The organism is Acidovorax sp. LjRoot129 (assembly GCF_964253765.1).
Taxonomy (GTDB): Bacteria; Pseudomonadota; Gammaproteobacteria; order Burkholderiales; family Burkholderiaceae_C; genus Acidovorax.
The window spans coordinates 2,401,782-2,416,907 of sequence record NZ_CAXUSE020000001.1 but is presented as its reverse complement, the minus strand read 5'-3'; the positions used below and the strand labels follow the sequence as shown (position 1 = coordinate 2,416,907).

Here is a 15,126-nt window from a genome sequence, read left to right as displayed (position 1 = left end):
GGGTGGGCTGCAGGATTCACACGCCGCTAGCAGCGCACTGCGCCACGGGTCGCTGAGATGGTGGTGGCCGTCCACGAAGATGCCGACCTGCTCGTGCTGCAAAAGCCGCCTGGCCTGTTGTGCGTGCCCGGCCGCGGCCCCGACAAGCAGGATTGCCTGAGCGCCCGCGCGCAAGCGCTCTGGCCCGGTGCGCTCATCGTGCACCGGCTCGACCAGGCCACGTCGGGCCTGGTGATCATGGCGCGCCACATTGAAGCGCAGCGGCGCCTGAGCCACGCGTTTGCCGAGCGCCAGGTGCACAAGCGCTACCAGGCCGTGGTGCAGGGCCGGATGCAGGCGGACGACGCGCAGGACGCGGACGGCTGGCAAACCATCGACCTCGCCATCGCCGCCGACTGGGAGCGCCGCCCGCTGCGCGTGATCGACCCGGTGCGGGGCAAACCCAGCCTCACGCGATGGCGAGCGCGGCGGTACGACCCGGCCCCGGACACCACCCACGTCGAGCTCGAACCCGTGACCGGCCGCACCCACCAGCTGCGTGTGCACCTGGCGGCCGTGGGCCACGCGATCCTGGGCGATGCGCTGTACGCCGATGCGGCCACGCAGGCCCGCGCGCCGCGGCTGCTGCTGCACGCGAGCCACCTGGCTTTCACGCATCCAGCGACCGGGGCCGAGCTGGCGTTGGAATGGGTGGCGGAATTTGAACAAAATAGGCCTCTAGCGCTTGATTTATAAGCGCTTATAGCTATTTATTTAATAGCAAATTACTTCGACGCCGTGGCTGGCGCGGCTTTGTCGCCTGCAGGCCGCGACATCGCCCACTGCACCGCCAGGATGCTGCCCAGCACCACCAGCATGCCCACCAGCGAGATGCCTCGCATCGACTGACCCAGCAGCACCCAGCCGAGCAGCACGGCGGTGACCGGGCTCAGCAGTGCCAGCGACGACACCGCCACCGAAGGCAGCCGCGCAATGCCGCGGAACCACAGCGCATACGCCAACAGTGCGCCCGCCACGCTCAGGTAGACGTACCCCGCCACGTTGGCCGCGGTGAGCGCGGGCAGCGGTGGGTCGACCAGCCACGCCACAGGTGCCAGCATCACGCCGCCCGCCAACAGCTGCCAGCCGGTGAAGGCCAGCACCGGCAGATCGGACCGCCAGCGGCGCGACCAGAACATGCCCGCCGCCATGCACAGCGTGCCCACCAGCGCGGCGGCCACGCCCACCATGTCCCAGCGCGCACCGGGCGAGAGCAGCAGCGCTGCCATGCCCACCACACCCAAGGCCCCCGCTCCCAGCGCCACCGCGGGCGGGCGGCGGTGGTCCAGCGCCCAGGTCAAGCCCATCACCACCAGCGGCCCGATGGCGCCCACCACCGCTGCCACGCCCCCCGGCAGCCGGTAGGCCGCCACAAACAGCAGCGCCTGAAAGACGCCGATGTTCAGCGCCGCCAGCACCAACAGGCGCCACCAGCCGGTCCAGTCGCCCCAGGCCGGCCACTGGCGGCACCACAGCACCAGCAGCAGGCCGGCGGGCAGCGTGCGCAGCAGCGCGGCGGTAAAGGGCCGGTCGGGTGGCAGCAGCTCGGTGGTCACGATGTAGGTCGATCCCCAGATGACGGGGCCGATGCCGGTGACCAAGGCGTCGATCCAGGGTGTGGTGCGGGTGGTGGACATGATTTTTATCTTCAATTCAAGATAAACAACCTTACCATACAATCTTGACTTCAAGATAAAACACCGCGCAAAAGACCCTCATGGCCACCCCACGCCCACCCGATGCTGTCGACGCCATCCTCGACCAGTGGCACCGCGAGCGCCCCGACCTGGACGTCAGCCCCATGGGGCCGATTGGCCGCGTCAAGCGCTGCGCGGCGCTGCTGCAGCGCCGGCTGGACGAAACCTTTGCCGAGTTCGGCCTGAGCTTCTGGGAGTTCGACGTGCTGGCCACGCTGCGCCGCTCCGGCGCGCCCTATTGCCTGGCGCCGACCACGCTGTTTTCGACGCTGATGGTCACCTCGGGCACCATGACGCACCGCATGGGCAAGCTCGAATCGAGCGGCTGGATCGAGCGTTTGCCCAACCCGCAGGATGCGCGCAGCTCGCTGGTGCAGCTCACGCCCGTGGGCCTGGCGCTCATCGACCGTGCGGTGGAGGCGCATGTGGCCAACGAGCACCGCATCCTTGCGCCCCTCAGGGCAGCCGACCTGGCGGCGCTGGATGCCAAGCTGTCGCTGCTGCTGGCGGCACTCGAGTCGCCCACGGGCCAGTAAACCTGCCGTGGCCTCGCCGGCGCGCGTGTGGGGAACGTACCGCGCAGTAACATGGCGGGATGCCTCAAACCCATCTCTACATCCTCACCGGCGCCTCGCGCGGCATGGGCCTGGCCATGGCCCAGCAACTCCTGAAGAGCGGCAACACGCTGATCTGCATTGCACGCAGCGCCAATGTGGACCTGACCACCGAAGCCCGGGCCTCGGGCGTCACCATCGAACAATGGCAGCAGGACCTGTCTGAAGGCGAACACGCGGCGCACAAGCTGCAAAGCTGGCTCGAGGCCCGCGGCCCGCAGGTTTTTGCCAGCGCCACGCTCATCAACAACGCCGGTGTGATCCCGCGCATCGCACCGCTGTCGCACAGCGATGCCGCTGACCTGGCCAATGCACTGCGCGTGGGGCTGGAAGCGCCGATGCAGCTCACCGCGGCCTTCCTGGGCGCGACCGATGCGTGGACGGTGCCGCGCAAGGTGCTCAACATCTCCTCGGGCCTGGGCCGCCGCGCGATGGCGTCGCAGGCTGCCTACTGCGCCGCCAAGGCCGGCATGGACCACTTCACGCGCTGCGTGGCGCTGGACGAAGCCATCAAGCCCCATGGCGCCAAGGTGTGCTCGTTGGCGCCGGGCGTGATCGACACCGACATGCAGGAACAGCTGCGCGGCGCCGCGCCCGAGGCCTTCCCAGACCAGCAGAACTTTGCCAACCTCAAGTCGGGCGGGCAGCTCACATCGCCGGCCGACGCTGCGGCCCGTGTGCTGGCCTGGCTGGACCGCGCAGACTTCGGCACCAACCCCGTGGCCGACGTCAGAGACGCATAAATCGGAATGCTCCTGTTTTGATAGCTACTAGCGCTTGATAGACAAGCGCTAGCGGCCAATTTGACCTGAAATTCAACTGAAAGGACCTCCCCATGACCCGTGAAGTCGTCGTCGTCAGCGCCGTGCGCACCGCCATTGGCACCTTTGGCGGCAGCCTCAAGGATGTGCCGCCCACCGAACTCGGCGCGCTCGTGGTGCGCGAATCGCTGGCGCGCGCCAACGTGGAAGGCAAGGACGTGGGCCACGTGGTGTTTGGCCATGTGGTCAACACCGAGCCCAAGGACATGTACCTCTCGCGCGTGGCAGCCATCAATGGTGGCTGCGGTGAAGGCACGCCCGCCTACAACGTCAACCGCCTGTGCGGCTCGGGCCTGCAGGCCATCGTCAACGCCAGCCAGTCCATCCTGCTGGGCGACACCGACGTGGCCATCGGCGCCGGGGCCGAGGTGATGAGCCGCGCGCCCTTTGCCAGCCTGAACATGCGCTGGGGCGCCCGCATGGGCGACACCAAGATGGTGGACATGATGATCGGCGCACTGCACGACCCCTTCCACAACATCCACATGGGTGTGACGGCCGAGAACATCGCCGCCAAGTGGGGCATCAGCCGCGAAGACCAGGACCAGCTGGCGGTCGAAAGCCACAACCGCGCCGAACGCGCCACCCAAAACGGCGTGTTCAAGGACCAGATCGTCCCCGTCACCTTGAAGAGCAAGAAGGGCGATGTGCTGTACGCCACCGACGAGCACTTCCGCCCCAACGCGACGCTGGCCGACATGGCCAAGCTCAAGCCCGTGTTCATCAAGGAAAACGGCACCGTGACGGCCGGCAATGCGTCGGGCATCAACGACGCGGCTGCGGCCGTGGTGCTGATGGAAGCCGGCGCCGCCAAGGCACGCGGCGCCAAGCCCCTGGCGCGCCTGGTGGCCTATGCCCACGCGGGCGTGGACCCCAAGTACATGGGCATCGGCCCCGTGCCGGCCACACAGCTGGCGCTGAAAAAAGCCGGCCTCACGGTGAACGACCTCGATGTGATCGAAGCCAATGAAGCCTTTGCCGCCCAGGCCTGCGCGGTGACCAAGGACCTGGGCCTGGACCCGGCCAGGGTCAACCCCAACGGCTCGGGCATTTCGCTGGGCCACCCCATTGGCGCCACGGGTGCACTCATCACCGTGAAGGCCATCCATGAGCTGCAGCGCATCCAGGGCCGCTATGCGCTGGTGACGATGTGCATTGGTGGCGGCCAGGGCATCGCGGCAATTTTTGAGCGGATTTAAACCAAGCACAAACCACGCGCCTCGCACTACGCCATCGCCAGTGGCGATGCTGCCAACCGCGATTGGCAAGGCAGGCACTGCGGAGGATCAGCGATCATCCGCAAGCGCCGGCGCCCAGACCGGCGGGCAAAGCCGCCCACCCCTTGATCGATAGACGGAGACACCCCCCACCATGATTCGCAACCTGCTTTCCTTTACCGCGCTCGCCTTGGCCGTGGGCGCCACAGCCCACGCGCAGGCACCTGCGCCCGCAGCCGCCTACCCCACCAAGCCCATCCGCCTGATCGTGCCCTTCCCGCCCGGCGGCGGCACCGACATCCTGTCGCGTTTGGTGGCCACCAAGCTCACCGAAAGCGCCAAGTGGACCGTGGTCGCCGACAACAAGGCCGGCGCCGGCGGCACCATCGGCATTGGCGAGGCAGTAAAAGCCGCGTCCACGGGCTATGACTTGGTGATGGGCCAGAAGGACAACCTGGTGATCGGCCCGTGGCTGTACAAAAACCTGCCCTGGGATCCGACCAAGGACCTGACACCGGTGGCCCACGTGGCCTATACGCCCGTGGTCATCGCCACCAGCGTCAACTCCAAGTACAAGACCCTGGCCGACGTCGTGGCCGCCGCCAAGGCTGCGCCCGCCACCATCACCTATGGCTCGCCTGGCAACGGCACGTCCATCCACCTGGCCGGACACCTGTTCGAGCAGGCCGCGGGCGTCAAGCTCAGCCACATCCCGTACAAGGGCTCCAACCCGGCGTTGATGGATGCGCTGTCGGGCAACGTGGACCTGTTGGTGTCCTCCCTGCCCTCGGCCATGGGCCAGATCAAGGCCGGCAAGCTGCGTCCGCTGGCGGTGACGTCCGCCAAGCGCAGTTCGTCGCTGCCCGACGTTCCCACGGTCGCCGAGTCGGGTTTCAAGGGCTTTGACGTGAGCACCTGGTACGGCGTGTTTGCCCCGGCCGGCACGCCCGCCAGCGTGGTGAGCGCGGTCAACGCCGAGATCAACAAACTGCTGGCCAGCGCCGACATGAAGGCCGCCATCCACGCCCAGGGCGCCGAGCCCGAAGCCATGTCGCCCGCGCAATTGGGCACGCTGGTCAAGACCGAATACGTGCAGTGGAAGGGCATCGTCGAGGCTTCTGGCGCAAAGATTGAATGACCCCCTGAGGCGCTTCGCGCCTTCCCCCAAGGGGGACGCACCCGGTGGCTTGGCAAAGCCAATTCCATGGGTGCACTGGCGCACGGCGTGCCAGTTTCCATGGCTGTAGCGAGGGTTGGAGCCATCGAAAATGGCAACAAAAAACGGCTCCTTTTGGAGCCGTTTTTTTATGGAGCGATGGGACGCAGTTGCAACTCAGGTGCGGACCACCAGAACCGGGATGTGGACGGCGGCCAGCACACGCTGGGTGACGCTGCCCAGCACCAGCTTTTCTAGCCCACGGCGGCCGTGCGAGCCCATCACGATCAGGTCGGCGCCCGTGGTCTCCAGGGCGCGCAGGATGCCTTCGTGCACCGCGTGGCCTTCGCCGACCATGGTGGTCACGGGCACACCGGCCTCGGTCATGGCTTTTCTGGTGACCTCCAGGGCGCTGTTGGCCTCGGCGGTGGCCGCGTTGATGTACTGCGCCTGTCCGTACGCAAAATCAGCGCCTACACCGGTAAAGGGATACGGGTCGACCACATACACCGCGGTCACGGTGCTGCCAAAGGTCTTGGCCAGCGCAGCCGCCTTGGACACGGCCTGCATCGAGGTGTCGGAGCCGTCGACTGGAACCAGAATGTGTTTGAACATGGTGCTTCTCCTTGAGTGGATGGATGGGCAGCGCGGGTGGCGCGGCCTTGAACGCCAGTGTGAACGTCCACCATACGCCGCATCTTGATTCGCATCAAATCCAGGGCAGTCAACCACACGGGCTCTGCGTCTTCGTTCAGCCGCCGCCTGCCGGCGCAACACCCACAACATCGGCACCCTGGAAATTGCCGCGCCGGCAAGTCACCACCAGCGTGTCGCGGTATCCACCGGCCGCCACCGGCTGGATGGGTGTGGACTCATGGATCATGCGCGCGTCGTCCAGCAGAAGCAACGACCAGGGCTCGGTCAGCGTGAAGCGCAGGCCGCTCGGGCCCGCGGCCTCGAACACGCGCGTCTCGCCGCCTTTAATGCCTTCGCGCCCCACCAAAAAGACGGCCACCAGGTCCACACCATCGCGGTGCGCACCCTCCGGCGTGGGCCGGCCGATGCCGTCGGTGGTGTCGATGCGGAACTGGTGCGCCTCCACAAACCACGGCGCGGGGGCGGCAGGATTGGCAAAGACGGCATCCGACACGTTGGCCAGCGCCGCCAGCAACCGCTGCCATGCGGGCTGGGCCACTGTGGACGGCTCCATGGGCGCAAACCAGCGCTCCATGCCGCCGTGCAGGGCGTTGTATTCCACCGGTTGCCAGTGCGCGCGGTGGGATGCCTGCTGCACCTGCCCGCTCTGCACCACAAAACACGCATGGCGCCGGCGCCGGTAGCGCCCGCCGTCCTTGAGAAACTCATCGGGCGGCAGGCCCGCCCAGTCGCCATTGAGCGCCATCAGCGCCGCCAGATCGCAACCGATCCAGCGCGCCACATCAGGCGGCGACAGCACCGCGTAACCGGCCTCGCGCAAGTGGCTGGCGACGTCTGTGGGCGGGGTGAATGGGGGAGAAAAGGTGACTTGGGCCATAGACGCGCGAGCTTAACCGCTGCAATGGCATCAAAAGGCACGCCGACACCAAGAGACCCAGGCGTGGGCGCGTGGAGCCGGCGTTGGAGGGAAGCCGACGCGGCCTGTGCCACCGCGGAGCGCATCGCAGCGCTCTGCATCACCCGCGCCGGCTGGCGTCAGTTGGCGGCCTCAGTCGCGGTGCCCGTGGCCCTTGCCGTGCTTGTCCTGCTTACCGTGCTTTTCGTGTTTGTCATGCTTGTCGCGCTTCTCGTGCTTGTCGTGTTTGCCTCCATGGCGATGGTCATCGTCCCAGCGGCGCTCGTCGCGCACTTGCGAGCCGCGATGGTGCGGTGGTCCACGGCGCGGTGGTGGCTCCTGCACAAAGTACACCGGCTGGTTGCAGGCGCTGTAGCGCGCGCAGTGTTTGCCCCAGTTCTTGGCGTGGCCGGGGGGCACGTACAGGTAAATCGGCGAGCGCGGCACCACCACCGCTGGTCGGTGAATGATCACGGGCTCGGCGTAAAGCACCGGGGGCGGCGGCGCGTTGCCGATGTTGATGCGGCCATACACGCCGGGTGCCAGCTCGCCCCCCACGGTGGCATTGATGTAGGTCTGCGCCTGGGCGCCGCCTGCAGCGGCCAGCAAGAGCGCTGCGGCTGCGCCGGATAAAAGCAGTCGAAGTGTGGACATCGTGGTGGTGGGGGTCGTGGTGTGGGTCATGGGATCTCCTGGAACGTGCTGTACGGCGGTGCGCAGAAAGCACGGGTGTTGGCAGGGCCGCACAACATCCGTCGCGCATCAAGTCATCCGTCTGCGGCAGAACGCAATGGGCATTAGGCGCCTCGACGGACTGACACACGCTGCGGCTGCACAGCTTGTCGATCCAGTATAGGCCGCTCACTTGCGGCCAGATCAGTTTGCCCAGGGCTTGGTACGTGCGCGCCACTGCCTACCGTGGGCACATGCTCGCAGCAAAACAAGCCCGCCGCCACCGCGCAAAAACCCCACCCTCGCGGCAGCACCCTTGGAGTAGCATGTGCCCACCCCCGCTTCGCCCAGGAGACCGCGATGCCCCACGAACGCCGCCACTTCGTCCGCGTCGGATTTGACGCACCGGCCCTGCTGACCACCTCCACGGATGCGTTCAGCGTGCATGTGCTGGATCTCTCGCTCAAAGGCGCGCTGCTGCTGGCGCCGGCCCAGGCCAGCCTTGAATCCGGGATGATCTGCCAGCTCACCATTCCCCTGGCGGAAACCGGCAACCACATCGCCATGTCCACCGAGGTCGCGCACCTCGAGGGCCTGCACGCCGGGCTGCTGTGCCGCGGCATTGACCTCGATAGCGTCACGCACCTGCGCCGGCTCATCGAACTGCAACTGGGCGACCCCGCGCTGCTGGAGCGGGACCTGGGCGAGCTGACGATGGCGGCGCCGTCGCACTGAGCAGGCGCCGCTGCGGGGGGGTGATACCCCTACGCCGCGGTCATCGCCCTGGCTACTTGGGCGCGGTACCAGCCGGCTGTTGCGCCGCTTCCTGCTCCTGCAGCGCGCGCCACATCACCTTGCCGCTGCCGCTTTTGGGCAGATTTTCCATACTTCCATGGACAGCTCCGGACGCATTTTCCCTCTATAGAAGGATTTGAGTTGCCACCGATGTTCGGTAAAGTACGGAACAGTTTTTCGTATTTTTTTCGTACTTTTGATGACCTCAAAGATCGACACCGTGAGCTCTCGTGAGCGCCTTAAACTTCGTCGCGAACCCTATTGGCACCGCATCAGCAAGGGCAACTATCTAGGAGTCCGTAAGATGACTTCGGACGGGTACACCTGGATGGCTCGCAGCCTCGATGAAGGTACGCGCAAACAGGTTTACAAAGCCCTTGGCGACCTTTCCACTCTGCCAGACCATCAGCGCTTTGACGCTGCATCCAGGGCCGCCAGGGAGTGGTTCGAGCACCTGGGAAAAGGGGGCAGCGTTAAGACCATGACTGTGGCTGAAACGTGCAAAAAGTACGTGCAGCACCTGCGGGACACAAGGGGAATAAAGGCATCGGACGATGCGCAGGCGCGGTTTCGACGCCACGTCCTGAACGATGTGAAGTTCGCTGCGATTGAACTTACTAAGCTGACGCCCGTCCATGTTGAGACTTGGCGCGGAGCGCTGCGCGCCAAGCCCACGCCCACGGGCCCAAACAAGGGCTGCCAGCGCTCGGACAGCGCTATGAACCGCGACCTTAACGCATTCCGTGCCGCGCTGAATCTGGCATTCAAGGACGGTGTTGTAACGTCCAACTTCGCATGGCGCGCAAAGCTAGCACCTGCCAAGAATGCGGATAAACGTCGCGATGTGTACCTGGACCTACGTCAGCGGCGCAAGCTTATCGAGGCCGCGACGCCCGCCTTAGCAGCTTTCCTGCGCTGTCTGGCCCTGGTTCCACTTCGACCTGGTGCAATGGCAGCACTCACGACCGGTAACTTCGACAAGCGCTTGGGCGTGCTCACAGTAGGCAAAGACAAGGCGGGAAGCGACCGGAAACTACACCTTCCCGACATCACAGCAAAGTTATTTGCAGCTCACTGCAAGGACAAGCTACCTGACGCCTACATCTTTACCAATTCGGCCGGGAGGCCCTGGGGACGCGACACTTGGGGGTACCAGTTTCGGCAGGCGGCGCAACGCGCCGGCATGCCCGAGAAATCAACGACCTATAGTGTCAGGCACTCCGTCATAACGGATCTGATACATGCTGGGGTGGACAGCCTTACCGTGGCGCAGCTTGCGGGCACTAGCGTGGCCATGATTGAAAAGCACTATGGGCACCTGACGCGTAACCATGCCCGTAGTGCACTCGCAGCACTGGCGCTCTAACCAATACGTGCGCTCCGCAGGTCATTAAAGACAGACTATTTTGCGGCAGTGAGCGCACGGGCTCGTGTCCAAATTCCGATCTCCGGCGAGACCTGCCAGCGATGTGGTTAACGCACTACTTCTCTGTCCCCGTCTTCAGCTGCCGCAGTGACTTAGCCGCCCGCTCTGCCGCGGTTGCAGACCCGCACTCAGTCTTCGAACGCGTGCTATCGGCCAGAAGCCGACCTTGCTCGGCCAGTGACCGCCCTGCTGCGGTTATAGCCAGCTGTCGCATCGATCTGAATTGAGGGTGCGAATCGTCAGGCAGCAGCAGTTGCATGGCCCTACCTTATTACGTACGGCGGCAGGCCCAGTACAGGGTACAGCGTCAATTTTGGTGCGGTAGCTCCTAGCACCGTGGCAACCGGGCTACCCCCCTCCAGGCAGCAGTCGCGCGGCAAAAAACACTACCAGCGTGATGCCGAACACCACTGCGGCACCAGCGACGTAGTTCACGCCTTCGTTCAAAGTCGATTCGCGGGGATCTTTCCTATAGACAAAGACATCCAACAATTGCCCAGCCGGATAATTTTTTCGCACTTCCAGTGCATCGCCGCGCCCCATGCCACTGTAGCCAACCGACGCGGAGCCGTTCAGGCTAGCACCAGCGTACACATAACGATATTCGACAGAAACTGTCCAGCGTGTTGATTGCTGCATGTTTCTGGAACTTCGCATGGTGACGCCGGTAACCCTACCCTCCACACGCTCCCAATTTCTGGACGATAGGCTCCTCCCAAACGGCTTGCAAAAAAAGCAGATCAGGCATATCCCCAACGCAATGCCCAACAAGGCGAAGAAACCTTCCATTGCATCCCCACTGAAAAAAGCCGCCATCGTAGCCACTCATTACGGACTCCCGTGGTCCTCGCATCTACTGATGTTCGTGAGCACGATGTGACCAGCGTCTGTACGCTTCGGGGCGCGAACCAGTTGGTTCAATCAATAGACGCCTACCGATGGAAGGCTAGCCGTCCACTTTTGACTGAGGCTCTGTGGAGACGCTCGACAAACCGCGGCAGCCGTCACCCAGCACCCGGGAGAGACATCTCGCTGTGTTCACAACCCTGAGAGGCTGCAGTAACGCTTGTCGGTATTCCGTGAGCTAGGTCGAGCCCAACTGCATCAACACGCTTTGGAGAGCGTTTCTGAATCTCGGGTCCAACATAGCCCCCACGTTGTAGCGTGACCATGGCGAAGTCGCTGTGGCGTCGACGCTGAAAATCCTGCCCGGTGCCAGTCGGACGTTATGTGGCAGCAACGCATCTGCAAGGGCCATTGAATCATCTACCCCGGGCATGGACGCCCACAGGTAGAGAGACTGGGCGTTCTTCGCGAAGATGTTCGCTCCCATAGACTCGAAAAGCGCTCGCGCACCATCCGTTGCCTCGCCCAGCCGACTACGCAGGCGGGTCAGATGTCGTTGATAGTGGCCTTCGCTCAACATGACATCGACAGTCCGTTCGCAATACTCAGAACTACTTACGTGGATCAGTGCTTTCAGGTCGGCAAGGTCACTGGCCAGATCTGCACCACAAGCGATAAATCCCACACGCAGCGCGGCCGAGAACGACTTGGAGAAGCTGCCGATGTAGATCGTGCGCTCAAGTTGATCCAGAGAAGCCAACCGTGGCGACGATGTGGGTTTGAAGTCCGCAAGCGGATCATTCTCAACGATCAGTAGATCGTATTTCTGTGCCAGCTGCAGCACACGAAAAGCCTTTGCAGCGGACAGGTCCGAACCTGTCGGGTTGTGTGCAAGCGACTGTGTAAAGAAGAGCCTGGGCCGCTGGGTGATCAACAACTGCTCCAGGGCTTCCAGGTCCGGCCCATCATGTTGGCGCGGTACGCCCAGCACCTCCGCGCTTGCCATCTTCAACTTGCCGAACAAGGGGTAGTAGCCAGGATCGTCCACCAGAACCTTGCCTCCAGGTGGCACGAAATAGCGAATGACGATGTCCATCGCCTCGTTGGCCCCATGCGTCAAAACGATCTGTCGGGGCTCGGCACCGATCCCAAAGTCCGCGAGCTTGCGCACCAAATGCTCTCGCAGTGGGGCATATCCGAAGCGGCTGCCGTAGCGGAACAAGGTACCCAGTCCAGTGCGCACGACCTTCTGGTGGTACTTGTCCAGCCTCACGTCAGAAAGCCATTCGACTGGCGGGAAGCCATCCGCTATTGCCAAAGCGCCAGACTCGGTTTTGAGTTGCTCCCGCATCAGCCAAACGATGTCTCTTGCTCGCCCCAAGCTTCCCGCCTCGTCGTCTGCCGCCTTCGATGCAGGCTTGTCCACCACGAAGTACCCGGAACCTCGACGAGGCTCAATCAGCCCGCGCGAAACCAGCAGTTCAAAAGCCGTGACCACTGTGTTCTTGGCGTATTTGTGGAGTTCGGCCATCTCGCGCAGCGAAGGCAATTTGTCGCCGACTTTGTAGGCCCCGTTGCGTATCTGCCGTTCGATGTCGTCTGCCACTGAGGCCGGCAATGTGGCCGGTCTGGAGCGACGTGTCTGGGAGCTTTCTTCAACTGTCATTTAAACCTTTGGCGTATCACTCGCCTTCTCCAGAACAGAACTGTTTGCCCAAACTGTACCTTTCTTGTTTGGTACGGTGGTCTTAAAGTTTACCCATACCGTATCCACTACTTAGCAGACACTCAATGGTCGATTCACGACTTCCAAATTTTCGTTCTCTCACCCCTGCGCAGCGCTTGGAGCATGTCGCACGCATTGCCAACTTGTCCGAGGCAGACATCGCCCTGATCAGTCAGCCGGGCGCGCTCAGCGTAGAGCGTGCCAACGGCATGGTGGAGAACGTCCTCGGAACGTTCGAAATCCCATTCGGCATTGGCGGGAACTTTCAGATCAACGGTCGTGATGTCCTCGTGCCCATGGTGGTCGAAGAGCCTTCAGTCGTCGCAGCAGCTTCGTTCATGGCAAAACTGGCTCGCGACTGCGGCGGCTTCGAAACCTCCAGCACGGGGCCGCTGATGCGCGCCCAGGTGCAGGTCATCGGCGTCACCGACCCCTACGGCGCCCGTCTTGCGCTCCTGAAGCATCGCGATGAAATCCTGGAGGTCGCTAACAGTCGCGACAAGGTGCTCATTGGCCTGGGCGGCGGCTGCCGCGATATCGAGATTCACGCGTTTCCTGACACGGCCCGCGGCCCGATGATCGTCATGCACCTGATCGTCGATGTGCGCGACGCGATGGGAGCCAACACCGTCAACACCATGGCCGAGTCGGTTTCTTCTCTGGTCGAGAAGCTCACCGGCGGCACTGTGCGGCTGCGAATTCTGTCCAACCTGGCCGACCTGCGCCTGTCACGCGCCCGCGTGCGGCTCACGCCCGAATCGCTCACAACCAAGGAGCGTACCGGCGAAGAGATCATCGAAGGCGTGCTTGATGCCTACACACTCGCTGCCATCGATCCGTACCGCGCCGCCACGCACAACAAGGGCATCATGAACGGCATTGACCCCGTCATCGTGGCCACCGGTAATGACTGGCGTGCGGTCGAGGCAGGTGCCCATGCCTACGCCTGCCGAAGCGGCCGCTACACCTCACTCACCACCTGGGAAAAAGACACCCAAGGCGCGCTGGTCGGCACCATCGAAATGCCCATGCCAGTGGGCCTGGTGGGGGGCGCGACCAAGACACACCCTTTGGCCCAGCTGTCGCTCAAGATCATGGGCGTCAAGTCGGCGCAGGAGCTGGGTGAGGTGGCCGTCGCCGTAGGCCTTGCCCAAAACCTCGGGGCGCTACGTGCCCTGGCCACAGAAGGCATCCAGCGCGGCCACATGGCATTGCACGCCCGCAATATTGCCGTGGTCGCCGGAGCCACGGGCGACGAGGTTGATGCCATCGCCAAACGGATGGCTGCCGAGCACGACGTGCGCACCGATCGAGCGCTCGCCTTGCTTGAAGAGCTGCGCCGTAAGTAAGACCGCCACCGTTGCCGACAAGTTGGCTGATTCCGCCGACCTCAAAGCCAGTCAGACCCGCTCCCTCATTTAATAACCTGGAGACAATCAAAATGACACAACCTCAACTTAAGCGCCGCACCGTGCTCGGCTCCCTCGGCTCCACGATGTTGTCAACGGTGGCATTCCCTTCGCTCGCCCAGGGCGCTGCGTTCCCTAACCGTCCCATCAAGATCATCGTCCCGTGGGCAGCCGGGGGCGGCGGTGACGTGATCGTGCGTCTCATGGGAACGAGTCTTCAGAAGCGGCTAGGTCAGTCCATTGTGGTTGACAACCGACCAGGCGCTGTCGGCACCATCGGCAGCGTCGCTGCAGCGCGGAGCCCGGCCGACGGCTACACGCTCGTCTACGGCGGCATGGAATCTCAGACCATCGCGCCCCATGCGATGAAGAAGACACCTTACGACCCCAAGAAGGAATTCGTCGCCATTGCACCGCTGGGATTTTTTCCTGCGGCCCTGGTGGTGAACGCTTCACATCCTGCCAAGAACTTGAGTCAGTTCCTGCAGATGGCCAAGGACGCCAAGACCCCAATGAGCTTCGGATCATGGAGCACTGCCACTTCCGGACACCTCATGATGGAGGCGCTCAAGGTAGCGAAGAACGTTGATCTCCTGCATGTGCCCTACAACGGCACAGCCCCCCTGCTCAATGCCCAACTGTCTCAGCAGGTCGACTGTTCCATCAACGTCTTGTCGACCGTCGAACCGCATATCCGCAGCGGCACGCTGCGCTTGTTGGCGGTCTCAATGCCCCAGCGCCTGCCGGAGTTTCCGGATGTCCCTACCCTCAAAGAGATCGGTCTCAATGTCGAAAGAGGACCATGGGTAGGAATTTTCGGCCCAGCTGGAATGCCTGCAGATGTCATTTCGCGCGTACATGAGGCGGTGGACGCAACGCTGAAGGAGCCTGCCATCGTTGAGCAAACCAAGAAGATGTTCTTCGTCGTCGAGCACATGGATCAGCGCGCGTACCAGAACTTCTATTTCAGCGAGATTGATCGCTGGGGAGAGTACGTCAAGACTGCCAAGGTAGCGATTGAGTGATCGCATCCGCGTCGCTTGACAGCACAGGTAGGCACCTGCAAGAGCCCCCAGCATGCAGATGACCGCTCTGCAGCGTTTGCTGTCATCCGCAACACAGACAACTACGACTGCAATCCTCACAAAGCTGTCTA

The 15,126-nt window shown here is 63.4% G+C and carries 15 protein-coding genes; 9 read left to right on the top strand and 6 right to left on the bottom strand.

Annotated features, from left to right (window positions below; genetic code table 11):
• Positions 1-57: 57 nt before the first annotated feature.
• Entirely contained in the window at positions 58-735 is a 678-nt protein-coding gene (locus ACSQ3Q_RS11085; RefSeq protein ID WP_436134432.1) for an RluA family pseudouridine synthase, read from the top strand.
• A gap of 29 nt (positions 736-764) precedes the next feature.
• Here ACSQ3Q_RS11085 and ACSQ3Q_RS11080 read toward each other — a convergent pair whose 3' ends face one another.
• Positions 765-1,676 carry an EamA family transporter gene (locus tag ACSQ3Q_RS11080; RefSeq protein WP_436134431.1) on the bottom strand — a complete coding sequence of 304 codons (912 nt, stop codon included), beginning with the start codon at positions 1,674-1,676 and terminating at the stop codon, positions 765-767.
• 80 nt (positions 1,677-1,756) lie between these two features.
• On the opposite strand from ACSQ3Q_RS11080, the gene ACSQ3Q_RS11075 reads away from it, so the two are divergent.
• The 4 genes from ACSQ3Q_RS11075 (at position 1,757) to ACSQ3Q_RS11060 (ending at position 5,526) form a co-directional block, all read left to right on the top strand.
• Complete coding sequence (locus tag ACSQ3Q_RS11075) at positions 1,757-2,272, top strand: MarR family winged helix-turn-helix transcriptional regulator (protein WP_436134430.1); 516 nt, start codon at positions 1,757-1,759, stop codon at positions 2,270-2,272.
• Between the two features lie 59 nt (positions 2,273-2,331).
• A complete protein-coding gene (locus tag ACSQ3Q_RS11070; RefSeq protein ID WP_436134429.1) occupies positions 2,332-3,093 on the top strand; it encodes an SDR family NAD(P)-dependent oxidoreductase in 762 nt (253 codons plus the stop codon).
• Between the two features lie 92 nt (positions 3,094-3,185).
• Positions 3,186-4,370, top strand: a complete 1,185-nt coding sequence (gene bktB / locus ACSQ3Q_RS11065) for a beta-ketothiolase BktB (RefSeq protein ID WP_436134428.1) — start codon at positions 3,186-3,188, stop codon at positions 4,368-4,370.
• A 172-nt stretch (positions 4,371-4,542) separates the two neighbouring features.
• The gene (locus tag ACSQ3Q_RS11060) at positions 4,543-5,526 is read left to right on the top strand and encodes a tripartite tricarboxylate transporter substrate binding protein (protein ID WP_436134427.1); all 984 of its coding nucleotides are present in this window, start codon (positions 4,543-4,545) and stop codon (positions 5,524-5,526) included.
• A gap of 195 nt (positions 5,527-5,721) precedes the next feature.
• On the opposite strand, the gene ACSQ3Q_RS11055 is transcribed toward ACSQ3Q_RS11060, so the two are convergent.
• The 3 genes from ACSQ3Q_RS11055 to ACSQ3Q_RS11045 form a co-directional block, all read right to left on the bottom strand.
• Entirely contained in the window at positions 5,722-6,159 is a 438-nt protein-coding gene (locus ACSQ3Q_RS11055; RefSeq protein WP_436134426.1) for a universal stress protein, read from the bottom strand.
• Positions 6,160-6,295: 136 nt separating this feature from the next.
• Positions 6,296-7,078, bottom strand: a complete 783-nt coding sequence (locus ACSQ3Q_RS11050; RefSeq protein WP_436134425.1) for a 2OG-Fe dioxygenase family protein — start codon at positions 7,076-7,078, stop codon at positions 6,296-6,298.
• Between the two features lie 171 nt (positions 7,079-7,249).
• On the bottom strand, positions 7,250-7,780 hold the full coding sequence (locus ACSQ3Q_RS11045; protein ID WP_436134424.1) for a hypothetical protein: 531 nt from the start codon (positions 7,778-7,780) through the stop codon (positions 7,250-7,252).
• Between the two features lie 348 nt (positions 7,781-8,128).
• Here ACSQ3Q_RS11045 and ACSQ3Q_RS11040 point away from each other — a divergent pair, with 348 nt between their 5' ends.
• A complete protein-coding gene (locus ACSQ3Q_RS11040; protein WP_436134423.1) occupies positions 8,129-8,503 on the top strand; it encodes a PilZ domain-containing protein in 375 nt (124 codons plus the stop codon).
• A gap of 259 nt (positions 8,504-8,762) precedes the next feature.
• Complete coding sequence (locus tag ACSQ3Q_RS11035; protein ID WP_436134422.1) at positions 8,763-9,929, top strand: tyrosine-type recombinase/integrase; 1,167 nt, start codon at positions 8,763-8,765, stop codon at positions 9,927-9,929.
• Between the two features lie 408 nt (positions 9,930-10,337).
• Here ACSQ3Q_RS11035 and ACSQ3Q_RS11030 read toward each other — a convergent pair whose 3' ends face one another.
• Both ACSQ3Q_RS11030 and ACSQ3Q_RS11025 read right to left on the bottom strand, forming a co-directional pair.
• The gene (locus ACSQ3Q_RS11030) at positions 10,338-10,805 is read right to left on the bottom strand and encodes a DUF3592 domain-containing protein (protein ID WP_436134421.1); all 468 of its coding nucleotides are present in this window, start codon (positions 10,803-10,805) and stop codon (positions 10,338-10,340) included.
• Positions 10,806-11,073: 268 nt separating this feature from the next.
• A complete protein-coding gene (locus ACSQ3Q_RS11025; protein ID WP_436134420.1) occupies positions 11,074-12,501 on the bottom strand; it encodes a PLP-dependent aminotransferase family protein in 1,428 nt (475 codons plus the stop codon).
• A gap of 125 nt (positions 12,502-12,626) precedes the next feature.
• Between ACSQ3Q_RS11025 and ACSQ3Q_RS11020 the strand changes: the two genes are divergently transcribed.
• Positions 12,627-13,910 (top strand): hydroxymethylglutaryl-CoA reductase, degradative, encoded by a 1,284-nt coding sequence (locus ACSQ3Q_RS11020; RefSeq protein WP_436134419.1) that lies wholly within the window; start codon positions 12,627-12,629, stop codon positions 13,908-13,910.
• A 92-nt stretch (positions 13,911-14,002) separates the two neighbouring features.
• On the top strand, positions 14,003-14,995 hold the full coding sequence (locus tag ACSQ3Q_RS11015; protein ID WP_436134418.1) for a Bug family tripartite tricarboxylate transporter substrate binding protein: 993 nt from the start codon (positions 14,003-14,005) through the stop codon (positions 14,993-14,995).
• The last annotated feature ends 131 nt before the right edge of the window (positions 14,996-15,126 follow it).

What these genes read in the sequence shown, in the direction of transcription:
- ACSQ3Q_RS11020 (WP_436134419.1), top strand. Translation starts at nt 12,627, where the DNA reads ATGGTCGATTCACGACTTCCAAATTTTCGTTCTCTCACCCCTGCGCAG.
- ACSQ3Q_RS11050 (WP_436134425.1), bottom strand. Translation starts at nt 7,078, where the DNA reads ATGGCCCAAGTCACCTTTTCTCCCCCATTCACCCCGCCCACAGACGTC.
- ACSQ3Q_RS11060 (WP_436134427.1), top strand. Translation starts at nt 4,543, where the DNA reads ATGATTCGCAACCTGCTTTCCTTTACCGCGCTCGCCTTGGCCGTGGGC.
- ACSQ3Q_RS11040 (WP_436134423.1), top strand. Translation starts at nt 8,129, where the DNA reads ATGCCCCACGAACGCCGCCACTTCGTCCGCGTCGGATTTGACGCACCG.
- ACSQ3Q_RS11080 (WP_436134431.1), bottom strand. Translation starts at nt 1,676, where the DNA reads ATGTCCACCACCCGCACCACACCCTGGATCGACGCCTTGGTCACCGGC.
- ACSQ3Q_RS11025 (WP_436134420.1), bottom strand. Translation starts at nt 12,501, where the DNA reads ATGACAGTTGAAGAAAGCTCCCAGACACGTCGCTCCAGACCGGCCACA.
- ACSQ3Q_RS11070 (WP_436134429.1), top strand. Translation starts at nt 2,332, where the DNA reads ATGCCTCAAACCCATCTCTACATCCTCACCGGCGCCTCGCGCGGCATG.
- ACSQ3Q_RS11015 (WP_436134418.1), top strand. Translation starts at nt 14,003, where the DNA reads ATGACACAACCTCAACTTAAGCGCCGCACCGTGCTCGGCTCCCTCGGC.
- ACSQ3Q_RS11030 (WP_436134421.1), bottom strand. Translation starts at nt 10,805, where the DNA reads ATGGCGGCTTTTTTCAGTGGGGATGCAATGGAAGGTTTCTTCGCCTTG.
- bktB (WP_436134428.1), top strand. Translation starts at nt 3,186, where the DNA reads ATGACCCGTGAAGTCGTCGTCGTCAGCGCCGTGCGCACCGCCATTGGC.
- ACSQ3Q_RS11045 (WP_436134424.1), bottom strand. Translation starts at nt 7,780, where the DNA reads ATGACCCACACCACGACCCCCACCACCACGATGTCCACACTTCGACTG.
- ACSQ3Q_RS11035 (WP_436134422.1), top strand. Translation starts at nt 8,763, where the DNA reads ATGACCTCAAAGATCGACACCGTGAGCTCTCGTGAGCGCCTTAAACTT.
- ACSQ3Q_RS11055 (WP_436134426.1), bottom strand. Translation starts at nt 6,159, where the DNA reads ATGTTCAAACACATTCTGGTTCCAGTCGACGGCTCCGACACCTCGATG.
- ACSQ3Q_RS11075 (WP_436134430.1), top strand. Translation starts at nt 1,757, where the DNA reads ATGGCCACCCCACGCCCACCCGATGCTGTCGACGCCATCCTCGACCAG.
- ACSQ3Q_RS11085 (WP_436134432.1), top strand. Translation starts at nt 58, where the DNA reads ATGGTGGTGGCCGTCCACGAAGATGCCGACCTGCTCGTGCTGCAAAAG.